Origin of the sequence: Paenibacillus taichungensis (assembly GCF_050994985.1) — a bacterium.
GTDB classification, from domain to species: domain Bacteria; phylum Bacillota; class Bacilli; order Paenibacillales; family Paenibacillaceae; genus Paenibacillus; species Paenibacillus taichungensis.
Genome location: NZ_CP194720.1, coordinates 118,560 through 133,594, shown reverse-complemented (window position 1 = coordinate 133,594; position 15,035 = coordinate 118,560). Strand labels below are relative to the sequence as shown.

General features: G+C 47.9%; 12 protein-coding genes. All 12 read right to left on the bottom strand.

What is annotated here, in order from left to right; genetic code table 11:
• Window positions 1-146: 146 nt before the first annotated feature.
• The 12 genes from ACR1R9_RS00645 to ACR1R9_RS00590 all read right to left on the bottom strand — a co-directional run bounded on the left by ACR1R9_RS00645 (window position 147) and on the right by ACR1R9_RS00590 (window position 14,902).
• Window positions 147-992: a sugar phosphate isomerase/epimerase family protein gene (locus ACR1R9_RS00645; protein WP_433921919.1), complete on the bottom strand. Its 846-nt coding sequence runs from the start codon at window positions 990-992 to the stop codon at window positions 147-149.
• Between the two features lie 34 nt (window positions 993-1,026).
• Window positions 1,027-1,779, bottom strand: a complete 753-nt coding sequence (gene kduD / locus ACR1R9_RS00640; protein WP_053779016.1) for a 2-dehydro-3-deoxy-D-gluconate 5-dehydrogenase KduD — start codon at window positions 1,777-1,779, stop codon at window positions 1,027-1,029.
• Window positions 1,780-1,861: 82 nt separating this feature from the next.
• Window positions 1,862-2,620 (bottom strand): DeoR/GlpR family DNA-binding transcription regulator, encoded by a 759-nt coding sequence (locus tag ACR1R9_RS00635; RefSeq protein ID WP_433921920.1) that lies wholly within the window; start codon window positions 2,618-2,620, stop codon window positions 1,862-1,864.
• A gap of 37 nt (window positions 2,621-2,657) precedes the next feature.
• Entirely contained in the window at window positions 2,658-3,497 is an 840-nt protein-coding gene (gene kduI / locus ACR1R9_RS00630; protein WP_099858597.1) for a 5-dehydro-4-deoxy-D-glucuronate isomerase, read from the bottom strand.
• A gap of 142 nt (window positions 3,498-3,639) precedes the next feature.
• Window positions 3,640-5,283: an alpha-glucosidase gene (locus ACR1R9_RS00625; protein ID WP_433921921.1), complete on the bottom strand. Its 1,644-nt coding sequence runs from the start codon at window positions 5,281-5,283 to the stop codon at window positions 3,640-3,642.
• 33 nt (window positions 5,284-5,316) lie between these two features.
• Complete coding sequence (pgmB, locus tag ACR1R9_RS00620) at window positions 5,317-5,994, bottom strand: beta-phosphoglucomutase (RefSeq protein WP_433921922.1); 678 nt, start codon at window positions 5,992-5,994, stop codon at window positions 5,317-5,319.
• An 18-nt stretch (window positions 5,995-6,012) separates the two neighbouring features.
• Entirely contained in the window at window positions 6,013-8,214 is a 2,202-nt protein-coding gene (locus tag ACR1R9_RS00615) for a glycogen debranching protein (protein WP_433921923.1), read from the bottom strand.
• A gap of 56 nt (window positions 8,215-8,270) precedes the next feature.
• A complete protein-coding gene (locus tag ACR1R9_RS00610; RefSeq protein ID WP_076291229.1) occupies window positions 8,271-9,113 on the bottom strand; it encodes a carbohydrate ABC transporter permease in 843 nt (280 codons plus the stop codon).
• A 14-nt stretch (window positions 9,114-9,127) separates the two neighbouring features.
• Entirely contained in the window at window positions 9,128-10,024 is an 897-nt protein-coding gene (locus ACR1R9_RS00605; protein ID WP_053780124.1) for a carbohydrate ABC transporter permease, read from the bottom strand.
• 59 nt (window positions 10,025-10,083) lie between these two features.
• The gene (locus ACR1R9_RS00600; RefSeq protein ID WP_433921924.1) at window positions 10,084-11,370 is read right to left on the bottom strand and encodes an extracellular solute-binding protein; all 1,287 of its coding nucleotides are present in this window, start codon (window positions 11,368-11,370) and stop codon (window positions 10,084-10,086) included.
• A 27-nt stretch (window positions 11,371-11,397) separates the two neighbouring features.
• The gene (locus ACR1R9_RS00595) at window positions 11,398-13,728 is read right to left on the bottom strand and encodes a glycoside hydrolase family 65 protein (RefSeq protein ID WP_433921925.1); all 2,331 of its coding nucleotides are present in this window, start codon (window positions 13,726-13,728) and stop codon (window positions 11,398-11,400) included.
• 157 nt (window positions 13,729-13,885) lie between these two features.
• The gene (locus ACR1R9_RS00590; RefSeq protein ID WP_433921926.1) at window positions 13,886-14,902 is read right to left on the bottom strand and encodes a LacI family DNA-binding transcriptional regulator; all 1,017 of its coding nucleotides are present in this window, start codon (window positions 14,900-14,902) and stop codon (window positions 13,886-13,888) included.
• Window positions 14,903-15,035 lie beyond the last annotated feature (133 nt).

Below are 15,035 nucleotides of genomic sequence, written 5' to 3'. Positions count from 1 at the left end.
AAAGAAATATTTCCGATTTTTCCGATGAGAAATATTAAATATGTATGATGAAGACTGCTACACCAAAAAAACCTTTGCGGGAGCAAAGGTTTTAAGGATTTTTTTGCAACCATTACCTGCTGAACTTCTGCGCGAATTTGTACCGTTTATACCCGAACGCCACTCCAAATCTCACGTAAATGCTTGGCCGCCGGGACAGCTTCTTCCGCCGTTACCCCTTCTAGTGAAATATCGATATGTGGTTTATAGGTTTTCAATAGTTCAAAAAATAACGGATAATCCAGAATGCCCTCACCCGGCACCGGATTGAACTTCTCACCCTGCGCATTGAAAGCCACATCTTTGGCATGAATGACAATGATGCGCTGATACAGCGTTTCCATCATCTCACGCAGGAATGCAGACTGGTCAGCCACATGCGGCTGTTTGATCAGATTACAAGGATCGAACAGCATGCCCAGATTGGATGAAGGAATTTCTTCAAACAGACGGATCATATGTTCACGTGTATGAAGCGTATGAGTAGATACTGGCTCAATCGCGGCATGAACGCCCCACTTTTCCGCCTCTTCAGCCAGTTCCTCTACCGTCTCTCGCAGCACCGTCCATGCCTTTTCTTCATATCCGTCCGGATGAGAGTCGCGATACGTATCCAGGCCCCCAGTCTCCGTTGCCACCATGCTGCAACCGAAATCCCGGGCATAACGCAGATGCTCCTTAAATCGTTCAATGTCTGCACGACGGGCCACAGGATCAGGATCAATCGGGTTAATGTAGCAACCCAGTACCGCAATCTTGACTCCACGCTGTGCAAATTGATCTCCTATCTCGTTCGCCAGTCCAGGGCTCAGCTTGCCATTGGCCGAATCCACATCCGACAAGGCCTTGGCTAATGCCAGCTGGACAGAATTAAATCCGTTATCTGCGATGGTCTGTGCAAGCTGTGCTGTAGGCTGTTTACCAAACGTATGCGCAAGAATACCAAGTTTCATGTCATTGCCTCCTTTGCATCGATCGCTGACAGCGTTAACGAGCCATCCAGCCGCCATCCACATTCAGTACGTGACCATTCAAATAATCCGAAGCCGCCGATGCCAGGAAAACAACCGGACCTTTCAGATCCTCAGGTGTTCCCCAGCGTCCAGCCGGAATTCGTGCCGTGATGTCACGGTACCGATTTTCATCGGCGCGAATCTGAGTCGTATTGTCTGTTTCCATATAGCCTGGTGCAATCCCGTTGATTTGAACACCTTTGCCTGCCCATTCATTTGCGAGTGCTTTCGTTAAACCGGCAACCCCATGTTTACTGGCCGTGTATCCAGGTACGTTAATTCCGCCCTGATAAGACAGCATGGAGGCAATGTTAATGATCTTGCCACTTCCCCGTTCAATCATATGTCTGCCGGCCAACTGGCTCAGGAAAAATACCGTGTTCAGGTTAAGACCTATGACATCGTGCCAGTCCTGCTGACCGTGATCGGCTGCAGGTGTACGACGGATAATTCCCGCATTGTTAACAAGAATATCAATTCTCCCTTGAAAGGCTAATGCCTTTTCAAACACCCCGGTCAATTCGTCCTCACGGCTCAAATCAGCTTCAATCACATACGCTTTGCGTCCTAGAGCCTCAATGGCACGCGCTGTTTCCGATGGATTGGAGTAAGACACCAGCACAACATCTGCCCCGGCTTCAGCAAGGCCAATCGCCATTCCTTGCCCCAGACCTCCTGATGTACCAGTGACGAGTGCAACTTGTCCGCTTAAATCAAATGGGTTCATGAATGATTCCTCCGCATGGTTATTGGGTTGCAAGCCGTGTTCTTCAGCCTCGGCAGTCACGTAACCACTGTGGAACTGAAGGTCAGCTCTGATAATCCACTTCGATGCCATTTTGCCTGTACAGGGCTGCTTTTTCCTCATCCAGCCGACTGTCGCTGATGATGCAGTCCAACTCCGAACAGTGTGCAAAAGTCCGAAGGGCAAATTGTCCAAATTTATAATGATCCACGACGCCATAGACCTGCTGAGAAGCAGAGATCATCGCTTTTTTTAGTGGCACCAGATCTCCTGTATATATGGAAAGTCCAAATTCCGGATGAAGTGCCGTCGTTGAGATAAACGCTTTGTGAATGTTGAGACCGGAAATAAAGGCAGACGTATCGTCTCCCACCAGCATATTGCGGACTCTTGCTCCGCCGGGCACAACCAGTCGCACCTGCTCCTTTTTGGTCAGCTCAGCAATAATGAACAAATCATTGGTGACTACGGTAATCGACTGATTGTCCATTCGCTTCGCCATCTCCAACGTGGTGCTTCCGCCGTCCAGCGCAACAATATCTCCTGGCTGGATATAAGCAAGGGCTCGCTCGGCAATCTCCGTTTTCTCCGAATGATGCTTTTCCGTAGCCCCTCGACTCGTCAGGATGCCATACTGGTCGTTCTGAGCCAGCATCGCACCCCCATGGACACGTACGAGCAAGCCCATGCCTTCCAGCTTATCGAGATCCTCCCGCACAGTCTTGCCCGTCACCTGCAGCAGTTCACTCAGATCACTCACGGTGACTTCCTGCCGTTCCAGCAGAGCCTCCATAATTTTTTCATGTCTTTTCAATGGATTCATCACAGATCAACTTCCTGTTTCTTTGGAATTTACGCGCCTATTTCAAGTCCTTCATCGCCACGCCGTCCATATCCTCGAACGTCTGGTTTTCACCAGCCATTGCCCAGCAGAACGTATAGCTGCTCGTACCGACACCACTGTGGATGGACCAGCTAGGAGAGATGATAGCCTGACGGTCACGTACAACCAGATGCCGTGTTTCGTTTGGCTCGCCCATCATATGGAATACGACGCCATCTTCCGGCAGGTTGAAATATAAGTATACTTCGGAACGGCGGTTGTGGGTATGTGCAGGCATGGTATTCCACATGTTGCCCTTGTCAAGTTCCGTAATGCCCATCACCAACTGACAGCTCTGGATTCCGCCTTCTCCCTGGTGGATATAGCGGTAGATTGTCCGTTCGTTCGAGCTTTCGATACTGCCGAGGTGGTTCGGCTGAGCTTGTTCTTGCGTTGCTTTTACTGTTGGATATGTGTGGTGAGCCGGTGTGGATACAAAATAAAACTGAGCCGGCTGATCGTTGCCGCTGCTCTTGAACACAACTTCTTTTACACCTCTGCCGATGTACAGGCATTCCTTCGCACCAATCTCGTATCCTTGGCCGTCAGCTGTCACAGTTCCATGACCTCCAACATTAATGATACCGATTTCACGACGCTCCAGGAAAAAGTTCGTTCCGATATCCTTCAGATTCACTTCAAGTGCAATATCCTTGCTTTGAGGTACAGCCGTTCCTACAATATAACGATCTACATGAGAGTAAACGGTTACCAATTCATCTGTGGCAAACAATTGCTCCATCAGGAATTCCTCGCGCAGACGGGATGTATCATAGTTTTTTACTTCATTCGGGTGTGCAGCATAACGGTTTTGCATCATTAATCCATTCCTTTCGTTAGTCAGATAATGTTCATATAAGTTCATTTTAGTTCATTTTGTATCTTTTGTGTACCTTTTTTTGAAAATAAAAGAACCCAACGGGAAAATCCCCGCCAGGCTCTTGTGATCTCGCTATATATTATAAGGAGTAAATGAGCGCCTCATAAGGACGTAAACGAAGGTGGCCTTCTCTAACCTCATCGGAGGTTGAGCGATCCAGATTGCCAATGATCAAGTGGGCATTCGTGGCTCGATCAGCAAATGAAGCAGGCAGACGATAGGACTGCTCCCGGTCCGAGTGATTGAGAATGACAAGCCATGTCTCTCCATCCAGACTGCGGCTATATGCATATACATGCTCTTCCCCTGCCGATTGGTCACGATAATCTCCATAGACCATAACCGCGTGTGTTTTACGCAGGGCAATCAGCTGCTGGTAATATGCAAATATGGAGTCCTGCGCAGCCAAATCCCGCTCCACATTAATCTCTTCATAGTTGGGATTGACCTGCATCCACGGCCGCCCTTCGGTAAACCCGGCATGCTTGCTGCTGTCCCACTGCATGGGTGTGCGGGAATTATCCCGGCTCAGCGGCTGAAGACTGTGGAGCACTTCATCTGGCGCACGGCCTTTACCGATTTCTTCCTTATATTTGTTCTTCATTGCAATATCGTGATATTCATCAATGGAAGAGAACCGGACACCCGTCATGCCGATCTCCTCTCCCTGGAATACATACGGTGTTCCCGGAAGGGTATGAATCATGGTCGCCAGTTGTTTGGCGGATTGCACACGGTATTGTCCATCATTCCCGTACCTTGAAACCTGCCTTGTGTGATCATGATTGTTCAGGAACTGGGAGTTCCAACCTTCATGTCGGAAAGCTTCATACCAGCTCTCCTGAATTTCCTTGTACCGTTTCAGATCCCAAGTAGGCATGTCATCCGCCACCTGGAAATGGAATAACGTATGCAACTCTTTCCGATTATCCCCCACATACAGAAGGCCATCCTCTGGTGTGACAAACGGAATTTCTCCTACAGTCATGATGTCGTAATGCTGGAGAACCTCCCGGTTCATTTCCTGCAAATATTCATGAATGCCTGGATTATTGCCCAGATAATCAATGTTCTCCGGGTGCTCCGCATCCGGGAAACCTTCCAGCTTGGCGAGCAGATTAATTACATCCATGCGGAAGCCGTCAATGCCCTGATCCAGCCAGAAACGCATCATCCGGTAAATTTCCTGACGCAGCTCGGGATTTTCCCAATTCAGATCAGGCTGCTCCTTGGCAAAGGAGTGGAAATAATACTCTCCCGTCCGCTCGTCATATGTCCAGGTCGACGGTTCAAAATAGGAGCGCCAGTTGTTCGGTGGGCCATCCGGTTTCCCCGGCTTCCATATATACCAGTCGCGTTTCGGATTATCGACAGATGAACGTGATTCTTCAAACCATGCATGCTGCTCTGATGTATGATTGACCACCAGATCCATAATGAGCTTCATGCCCAGTTCATGTACCTTGTCCAGCAATTGCTTGAACTGCTCCATCGTTCCGGCTTTCGCCATGATGCGGTAATAATCCGCTATGTCATATCCGTTATCTTTATCCGGCGATTCATAAATGGGATTAAGCCAGATGACATCAATACCCAAACTTTTAATATAGTCGAGCTTGAGCATCAAGCCCTCCAAATCCCCAATGCCGTCCCCATTCGCGTCCAGGAAGCTCCGCCAGTACACCTGATATACAACGGCTTCTTTCCACCATGCCCGGTTCATGCTGCATCTCCCCTTTTCTGCTTAATGGCTGTGCTACTGCAACGTACGCTCCAGGAATGACAGCGTGAGCTGCTTCGTATCTTTCAGCACCACGTCCGCTCCGGAACCTTTAAGTACAGCTTCTTCACCAATACCCACGGCGATCATGCCTGCGGATTTGATGGCCTCAATACCTGCCTGCGCATCCTCGATGCCGATGCAGGCTTTAACGTCAGCACCCACTTCTTCTGCTCCACGCAGGAACAGATCAGGTGCTGGTTTACCGTGTGGTACGGAATCCGGATGAACCACATATCGGAAGAGTGAGTCCAACTCCAGCGCCTTCAGAATTTGAGGAGCATTTTTGCTGGCCGAGGCGATCACCGCAGGAATGCCGGAGGCATGCAGCTCAAGCAGCAATTCCCGGATTCCAGGGTAGGTGTGCTCCGGTGTCAGCGAGTCCAGCAACGAGACGTAATATTTGTTTTTACGGCTTGCGAATTCTTCCTTTTCCTCTGCCGAATACGCATCTTCTTTGCCACCCAGACGTAAAATGCGCGCCAGCGACTCTCCGCGGCTAATGCCCTTTAACTGCTCGTTGAACTCCCGATCAAACGGAATATCCAGCGATTCCCCCAGCTTTTTCCACGCTACATAATGGTACTCCGCCGTGTCGGTAATGACACCATCCAAATCAAAAATAACGGCTTGAAGTGCTCCGTTCCCTTTCATTACCCGTTCCTCCCCATGTTATTGCTCTAGTTGCCATTCAATTCGTTTCTCGTTGCTTTCACGTCTCTCGCCTTTCCAGTCCAGAACAACCGTCCAGCCTGATGCATTGGAAATGCTCGCATAACGTTTGCCCTCACGGGATTCAAAATGAATATCAAACTCCGCATCGCCTACCATCAGATGCTCCAGAGTACATGTTTTGTTGCCCCATGCCTGCGGCATATCAGGTGATAAAGTTACACGACGGTGCTGTGCTTCCGGTTGAACGCCGAAGAAGTGTCGTACCACTGGTACAGCAAGTGCATAGATGGTCCACGCCTGCACTACACAGCCGTAGTCCGGGGACATCTCCGAGAAAGAACCTGGCACTACACGTGAGAAGCTTTTTCCCATCCGGCGCAGTAAATCCAGTGCGTGATCCGGATGCCCGTACGCCGCTTCTGCAACCGCATGTGCTCCGGTAGAGATGGTCATCGTGCCCTGTTGATACATGGCAGCAAGATACGTACCGTATTCACCGATGAAGTCGCGGTTTCGCATCGCTTCCAGCGCACGCTGTCCTTTGTCCTGATCGGCAATTCCTGCTTCCATTGGAGTGACAATGACCCAGTTTTTGTTCAGCAGCCAACCGCGGTCTTTCTGATTCTCACCTGCATCGGCAAGCAATCCTTCCACGTACTCCCGGTAGTCTGTGATCCCTTGCTTTTCAGCGAGAGAAACCATGTAATCCACCTTGGGCAAAATATCGGAAATAGGTGCAACGGCATCCGCATAGAGGCTGTCTTTTTCAGACCAATACACATCATTCACTGCGCGTATCGCTTTTTCGGCCAGTTTTTGATATGTTTCGTGCCGCTTCGTTTCACCCAAATAGAGACTCATATGCTCCAGCGCCTGAAGTGCCTTGGCTGTATATACGGCACTATCAATTAGTTCCATATTCAATCCGGCAATCTCGATGATGCCGTAACCTGAAGGGAACAGGTCTCCGTCCGGGTCCATCTCACCCAGCAGCCAGTCGATTCCCTGAACACAGTAGTCATAATGCTCGCGCAGAAGTGCATCGTCTCCGGTCCACAAGAACATTTCCCACACAAAGGCGATATAGTGTGCCGTCTCCTGCGTGTTGCCGGGATTAGACACCGCACCTATCGTGGTCACTTCATGCACAAAACGCCCATTGCCGTTCGCTTCCTTGGATTTCTCCAGCAACAGATTCAACGTATCCCGCACCAGTTGATGATCTCCTGTAGCAAGAACACCCTGAAGCGCATACGTACTGTCACAGCCGAACCACCACGGATACGTGGGTCCACCTGCCGTCAAACCACGACCAATTCCGTCCACTTGCTGCACCAGCCACTGATTATTGCGCTTCACCCAGGCAAATTGCTCGTTCAGCTCATCTTCGCCTTCAATGGTCAGCACTGCGCGCTGATCCAACTTGTCGTAGAGCTGCTGCTTCTGCTCTTTCAAGCTGACATGGTTACGTTCGATAACTGCATAAGTCTGCTCACAGGCTTCACGGGATGACTCCGAACCGGCAACAAATAACCGGAAGCGGAACACATCCTTCTCCTCCAGTGCGCATTCGGTTACAAAAGAAATGCCTATTCCCTTGCCTGCCGTCAGTTCTGGTCCGTATATTTCAGGACCAACTGTCATTTCCGTTCCAGGCAGGTCACTTCCAATCATGGCGTACCAGTCTTGGGCATCATCTTTGACGATGACTTTGCGCGAAGTAATGGCTTCTGCCGTTTCACCTGCTCCTGGGATAATTCCGATCTCATCGGAATACCACACTGGACGGAGATCGGTACGTGACAGCAGCTCCAGCTTAAGCCGGGTTGTTCCTTTTCCGTAAGAGCTGATCTCATATTCTGCGACCATGCCTTTTTCATAATCGGGGGCAAACTGACTGCGTTCAATGGATACCGGAATGTGGCTCAATCCGTGATCATAATCGAACCGACTTCCGCCCCAGGATTCACTTGTGAATCCGTCTGCCCTTGCCCATACCGCAATGTTGCGATCCAGATCGGTTACCTTCAGCCAGAAGCCATCCAGCAGCTTGATCGGATGCAGCCATACACCGCCCATTTCGTTAGCCATGTGATGCCCAAAGTCAGGAAAGTATCCGTCCTGGGTACCGCAAATCTTTACATATTCACCTGCGTTATAATACAAATTAAAAGGATGTCTGCTTGTTAATGTGGCCATGGTAGTCCTCCTCTGCGGTTTGGCTCACCGCTTATCTCTTCTATTAATACAGACGATTAGCCCTTGATTGCAGAAGAGATAGAAATGCCTTCAATAAAGTATTTTTGTGCAACAAAGAACACAAGGAGTGGCGGAAGCATAATTAGCATCGTTGCAGCCATGAGCATGTTCCATTCCACGTTATACAGCCCTTTGAACATCGACAATCCGAGAGCCAACGTATACTTCTCACTAGAGTTCAGATAAATGAGTGGTCCCTGGAAGTCATTCCATACGCCCATAAAAGTAAAGATCGATACGGCAATCAGTGGCGGCATGGAAAGTGGCAGCATGATTTTAGTGAAAATCTGCATTTTGTTTGCTCCGTCCACAAAAGCGGACTCATCGAGATCACGCGGAATACCGCGCATGAACTGGCGGATCAGGAAGATGTTAAACGCTCCGCCACCGAAGAATGCAGGGATAATGAGTGGTAAAAATGTATCAACCCAGCCGATTTCCTTGAACATGATGAACATGGGGATCATCGTTACCTGTGAAGGCAGCATCATCGTCGCCAATAGCACCAGGAAAAGCGTGCGTTTGCCGCGGAAGTTAAACCGGGCGAAACCATACGCACATAGGGCAGACGAGAATACGGTACCGACTAATACCGGAATCAGAATAATCAGCGTATTTTTCAAAAATGTAAAAAACGGGATGGCCAGAACGGCATTTTTATAGTTAGACCACATCCATACAGCCGGGAAAAAATCATCTTTGAACACCTCCGCAGGTGTTTTAAGAGATGTTGCAAACGTCCATAACAGCGGGATCAGCACGACGGCCGCACCAGCAAGAAGCATGAGCATAGAGAATAGTTTCGAGTAGACCGGTTTCCGTGTCGTTGCTTGATTCATCATTTGTCCTCCTCTCAATCCTTTTCGTTATCGCCCTGGTAATAGACCCACATCGAAGAACTGCGGATAACCAGCAGCGTAAACGCCAGAATGATGATGAACAATACCCAGGACAATGCCGAAGCATAACCCATTTCAAAATCGGTAAAAGCTTTATTGTACAGATACAAGTTATAGAACAAGGTCGAGTTCAGCGGTCCCCCGTTGGTCATAACAAATGCTTGTGTGAAATACTGGAATCCGCCGATAATCCCCATAATTACGTTGAAGAACACCGTTGGAGAAATCATAGGCAATGTAATGTTGAAAAACCGTTGAAACGGTCCAGCGCCATCCAGATTGGCAGCTTCATACAGCTCTTCGGGAACTCCCTGCAAGCCCGACAAATAAATGATGATCGTATTGCCGACGCCCCACAAACCCATGACAATCAGTGCGCCCAGCGCATAACTCGGATCTTGGAGCCAAGCTGGCCCCTGTACGCCGAAAAAGGCAAGCGCCCGGTTCAGAATGCCGTATTCCGGATTAAAAATCATAATCCACATCATTGATGCCGCAACAGCCGGAATAACGGAAGGCATGAAATAAATCAATCGGAAAAATTTCATCCCTCTGTTCCGCATATTCAGCAGTAAGGCGATAAGCAGTGATGCCACCTGATACAGCGGTACGGATACCAGAGCGAAAATAAAGGTAACTTTCAACGATTGATAGAACAGCTCGTCATGAAACATCGTTTTGAAGTTATCCAGACCGACCCATTCGATCGATTGTACGCCGGTAATAATATCCCATTTGCTGAAAGCCAACAGCAGAGAGAATAACATTGGACCAATGGTAAAGAGCAACAAGCCTATAAGCCAGGGCAATATGAACCAATACCCGGCACGCTCGGATTTAGAATTACGCATAGCAGCCTCCTTGATGAAGAGGGTGAATCAGCATGGCCGCCGACTCACCCGCATGGTTTTTACTTGATTTTGCTGTCAACGTTCTTCGCAGCTTCATCCAGAGCGCCTTTGACATCCTGTTTGCCAAGCAGCACTTTTTCCAGCGCCTTGGTGAATTCTTCAACAAACACAGGTCCGTTTGTAGAACGCATGGTTACCGGTTTTTTAGCATAATCCATCATTTCGATGACCGGTTTGTCTGCTACTTCTTTGGCTTTAACTTCGTCCAATTCCTTCACAGTCGCTGGCAGTACTTTACCATTTGCAGAGCGAAGCTTCTGTGCATCTGTACCCGAGAGCCATTTCACCAGTTCGTAAGCTGCTTCTTTATTTTTACCGGCTGCGTTGATCGCCCAACCCGCACTTGCGATGATGCTTGAACGAGTACCATCCGTATTTTGCGGAATAAGTGCAGAACCATATTGAACATCGGATTTGTCGAGGTCACCTTTGATCCAACGACCTGTAATCATCATAGCGAGCTTGTCTGTCATGAACATCGATGAATCTCCGCCAAGCGTCTCGGAATCCAGTGGCGTCGGGGATACACGGCTATCTCCTTGGGACCAAGAGACGTATTTATCCATTGCCGCTATCGTTTTTTCACTATTCATGTAGCCTTCTGCAGCTGTTCCATCGTCATTCGCAATGTCTGTACCGTAATCCCACAGGTACGTATAGATCGGATATTCCCATTTGCCTGCGTTGAATCCGAATTGAGTATATTTATTGCCGTCTTTTTTAGTCAGTTTCTGTGCAGTTGCAATCATGTCATCCCATGTCCATTCATCTGTTGGATAAGGGATTCCCGCTTCGTCAAACATACGTTTGTTGTACCACAGAGCAAGTGGGTTGAAATCTTTAGGCAAGTAGTATTGTTTGCCTTCGATTTTCATATTTTCAATGAGATCCTTTTGGAAAATATCCAGATTAAACGCGGTGTCTTTGCTCAAATAATCGTCAAGCGGCTCAATTACACCTTTATCCACGTATTTGTAGTAGTCACCTTCACCAACCAGGAATACGTCTGGTGCCTGACCTGCTGCCAGGGATGTAGTGAGTTTTGTTCCATAACCCTCACTTGGAATAGGCTCAAATTTCACTTCGATATCCGGGTGTGCAGCATTGAACTCTTCCGCAAGCTTCACTTCATCCGCACCGGAGTTGACATCTCCCCATACAGAGAAGGTAAGTTTTACTTTTTCTCCTTTTTCTCCTTCTGCACTGTTGCTTCCACCTGAAGAACACGCGGATAATACGAATACCAAAATCAGCATCATGACCAAACTTGCGGACCCTTTTTTCATTTAAATGACCTCCCACATGGATTTATATTAAACCAAGGTTTGAAACCGTTTGCTGAAAGTAACTTTCTGACCGGACAGAAGGAGAGAAATTTCTTCCTCTGCATCACTCTCGATTAGAATACCCTCGGACGTGATTGTGATATGCAACAGCTGGTTTTGCCAGTAGAGCGGGAATTTCAGACTGTTCCAGGACTCAGGCAGCTTTGGATCGAGATGAAGCTGGCCATCCAACATGCGAACTCCGGCAAATCCCATCACCACACATTCCCATATTCCGCCCAGCGAAGCTGAGTGGATACCTGCATCCGAAGAGTGCATATGCGGCCCCAGATCAATCTCTGAAGCCCGGCGGAACAGATCATATGCGAGCGGACGATCACCGAAATCACTGGCAAGGATACTGTGCGTCGATAGGGACAGTGAGGAATCATGCAATGTTTTTTCCTCGTAGTAGTCATAGTTCGCACGTTTGATAGCGGGTTCAAATTTATTTTCAAGCAGGAAGAAAAGCATCATAATGTCAGCCTGCTTCGAAATTTGCATTTCACCAACCTGATCCAGGTTGTAGTCATTGAAGATACTGGCGACTTTCGTCTGATTTTTATATGGGGTAAGATCAATGACTTTCTTCTGCAAGTAAGTATCATCTTGTGGAATAAGTCCTTGTTCATTTGGCCCTGGCAGATACATTTGGTCCAGCTTGTTCCACGCTTCCCGAGCGGATCTCAGGTCAAGCTTCACAGACAATGCCTTGAGCAACTCAGGTTTTTCCTGCTCAAGCTTTTCATAATATTGAATGGCCAGTTCCATATTGAAGTGAGCCATATGATTGGTGAATGCATTGTTGTCCACATGTTCCTTATACTCATCCGGTCCAACAACCTCATTGATATGATAACGGCCCTTGGCCTCATCCCACTCCAAACGACTGGCCCAGAACGTTGCTGTATCAAAAATGATTTCGTAGCCATATTGATCCATGAACGCCTCATCACCTGTAGACTGGACGTAATGCCAAACGGCATAAGCGATGTCAGAGGTAATATGCTGTTCAATGAAGCCGGACCAGATCTTCGTCTGTTCTCCGGTTACGATATCTACATCTCCCCATACCGGTGTAACTTCGCCATCTTCGATCCAGGCTGCTTCCCACGGATACATGGCTCCTTCGAATCCGTTCTCCTTGGCTTTACTTCTAGCTCCATCCAACCCCTGATATCGATATTCCAGCAAGGATCTTGCGATCTTGGGGTTGCTGTAGATGAAGAATGGAAGGATGAAGATTTCCGTATCCCAAAAGGAATGTCCCTTGTACCCTTCACCACTTAATCCTTTCGCCCCGATGCCCATGCGATTATCATGCGCTGGTGTCATAATGACGAGGTGATAGATGGCAAAACGGATGGCAAGCTGGTCATAACCACTTGTGCTGTCCACTTCAATGTTGTACGTGGACCAAGTATCCGCCCAGGAGTTAGCGCTTTCACGAAATAGCTGATCATACCCTTTTTGCGACTCTTGCTTCAGCTCTGTCAGCGCCGATTCACGCATTTGATCCAGTGAATATCCACCGTTGCTGTACACCAGATCGCGGCTAGTATGCACATTCGAGATTTTTTCCAGTGTTACCGATTGTCCAGCTTCCACGGTCACTGTGCCTTCGATGCCAACCTTGCGACGTCCCATCGTTTGACGCAGTTCCGGCTCAACCTTTTCACCATTCAGCTGCCAGTGGTGCACCGTATTGGTTACAAAATCAATAGCAGATTGTGTCGTCGTTGACGTCATTTGAATATATGTCTTTTCAAATATCCGTTTTTCGCCTTCTGTGAAATGCTGCGCACCCGAGTTCGTCCATTGTCCATTAATACCGGATGCAATGTGAACACGCGCCTGACCATCCAGTGGCTTGATGCTTACGGATGAACCAACCAAATGACGGTTACTCAAGGAAACAAAACGACGGAATTGAAGTTCAAAGCTTTCTCCTATTGGGCTCTGCCATACCACGTTACGAGTCAGCTCACCATTTTTGAGATTCAGTTGACGACTGTAGCTGATCGTTCTTCCTTTTTCCAAGCTGAAGGTTTCCCCATTCAGGGTGATTGAAAGCTCCGTCACATCTGCTGCATTAGGGAGTTCAGTTACTTCATGTTCGTCAAACTTATTGAAGGTTCCAGCTACGAACCAGTTCCGCACTTGTCCAACATAATTCTCGTCCGTTGCGGAGCGAAGTCCCATGTAGCCGTTTCCAAGTGAGAGTATAGCTTCGCCTTTCCCTTGATGAGCCGGATCAAACCCGGTTTCAGTTACCAGCCAGTTGCTCCATTCTCCTTGTCCTGCATCGTATTTCAGCAATGTGTATTCCCCCTATGTCTATCTTATGATGTATCCGAAACGTTTTGGATTTGAGTGAAAATAATACCGAAACGTTTCGGATTTTATAAAACATTTCGGTGCTCTCTTCATTTCGGTAATTTTGCAATCCCTCGCGAACCGTATTTCTCATTTAAACTCAGCGACCTGGTTTGGCTGTCGAGGATCTCAAAACCAATTCATTTTGCAAAATATTAAATTTGGGGCTGTTTTCCGATCTCAGCATGCCCATCAGCAGGTTTGCAGCTTCATGTCCCAACTGATACATGTTCTGTCCGATGGTGGTTAGTGGTGGTTGAAAATAAGCGGCTGTCGGAATGTCATCAAATCCCACTACAGACAATTCATCCGGTATAGTGATACCTAGTTCATTCGCAGCCTTCATTACACCCAGAGCCATCATGTCGCTTGCACAAAAGATTGCTGTAATTTCTGGATAAGCCTTCAACAACTCTGCTGCTTGCTGCTGAGCTTCCTCTTCCGTGAAATTCCCGTTTACGATCCATTCAGGCTTCAAGCTGAATCCTGCGCTGCTCATTGCATCGGAATATCCTTCATAGCGCTCCTTGGAAACAAAAGCCTCTGGGTAACCATTCACCATGGCAATCTGCCGATGACCCAAACTGATAAGGTGCTCTACAGCAGTCTGTGCACTTTGTTTGTGATTCGTTGATACAAAACCAACATACTCACTGTGAATGGGGATATCAATTAATACACAAGGAATGTCACTATCCAATACTTCCTGCAAATACGGATCATCCGTCTTCACACCCTGAAGAATGACGCCATCCACCTTTCGTTCCCTGCACAGCTGTGTGTACGTTTTCATCTTTTGCTTCGCCGTATTCGTGCTGAACAAAATCAGATCATAATCTGAATTGGCAGCGCTATCATTAATTCCGCAAAGCACTTCGAAAACAAAGTTGTTATCGATGTTTTTGTACGTCATGCCTGATACGAGCAACCCCAGCGTTTTGGTTTCCTTCATGACCAGGCCTCTCGCTAGACCATTCGGACTATAATTCAGGGTTTCGGCGGCTTCTTTAATCTGTTTGCGCGTACTATCGCTGACGTCCGAGTACCCATTCAGAGCTCTGGATACGGTCGTAATCGAAAATCCCGTCATTTGTGATATGTCTTTAATTGTAGCCAATTGCTTTCCTCCAAAACGTTTCGGATTACTTATATTTCTGAGTATACGGATTCGAGAAGAAAAATCAAGAACTTTTTTCGACATTATTTTCGACTTTTTGGAACTCGTCTATCCCTTACCTTATTCTACCCGC

What these genes read in the sequence shown, in the direction of transcription:
- ACR1R9_RS00645 (WP_433921919.1), bottom strand. Translation starts at nt 992, where the DNA reads ATGAAACTTGGTATTCTTGCGCATACGTTTGGTAAACAGCCTACAGCA.
- kduD (WP_053779016.1), bottom strand. Translation starts at nt 1,779, where the DNA reads ATGAACCCATTTGATTTAAGCGGACAAGTTGCACTCGTCACTGGTACA.
- ACR1R9_RS00635 (WP_433921920.1), bottom strand. Translation starts at nt 2,620, where the DNA reads ATGAATCCATTGAAAAGACATGAAAAAATTATGGAGGCTCTGCTGGAA.
- kduI (WP_099858597.1), bottom strand. Translation starts at nt 3,497, where the DNA reads ATGCAAAACCGTTATGCTGCACACCCGAATGAAGTAAAAAACTATGAT.
- ACR1R9_RS00625 (WP_433921921.1), bottom strand. Translation starts at nt 5,283, where the DNA reads ATGAACCGGGCATGGTGGAAAGAAGCCGTTGTATATCAGGTGTACTGG.
- pgmB (WP_433921922.1), bottom strand. Translation starts at nt 5,994, where the DNA reads ATGAAAGGGAACGGAGCACTTCAAGCCGTTATTTTTGATTTGGATGGT.
- ACR1R9_RS00615 (WP_433921923.1), bottom strand. Translation starts at nt 8,214, where the DNA reads ATGGCCACATTAACAAGCAGACATCCTTTTAATTTGTATTATAACGCA.
- ACR1R9_RS00610 (WP_076291229.1), bottom strand. Translation starts at nt 9,113, where the DNA reads ATGAATCAAGCAACGACACGGAAACCGGTCTACTCGAAACTATTCTCT.
- ACR1R9_RS00605 (WP_053780124.1), bottom strand. Translation starts at nt 10,024, where the DNA reads ATGCGTAATTCTAAATCCGAGCGTGCCGGGTATTGGTTCATATTGCCC.
- ACR1R9_RS00600 (WP_433921924.1), bottom strand. Translation starts at nt 11,370, where the DNA reads ATGAAAAAAGGGTCCGCAAGTTTGGTCATGATGCTGATTTTGGTATTC.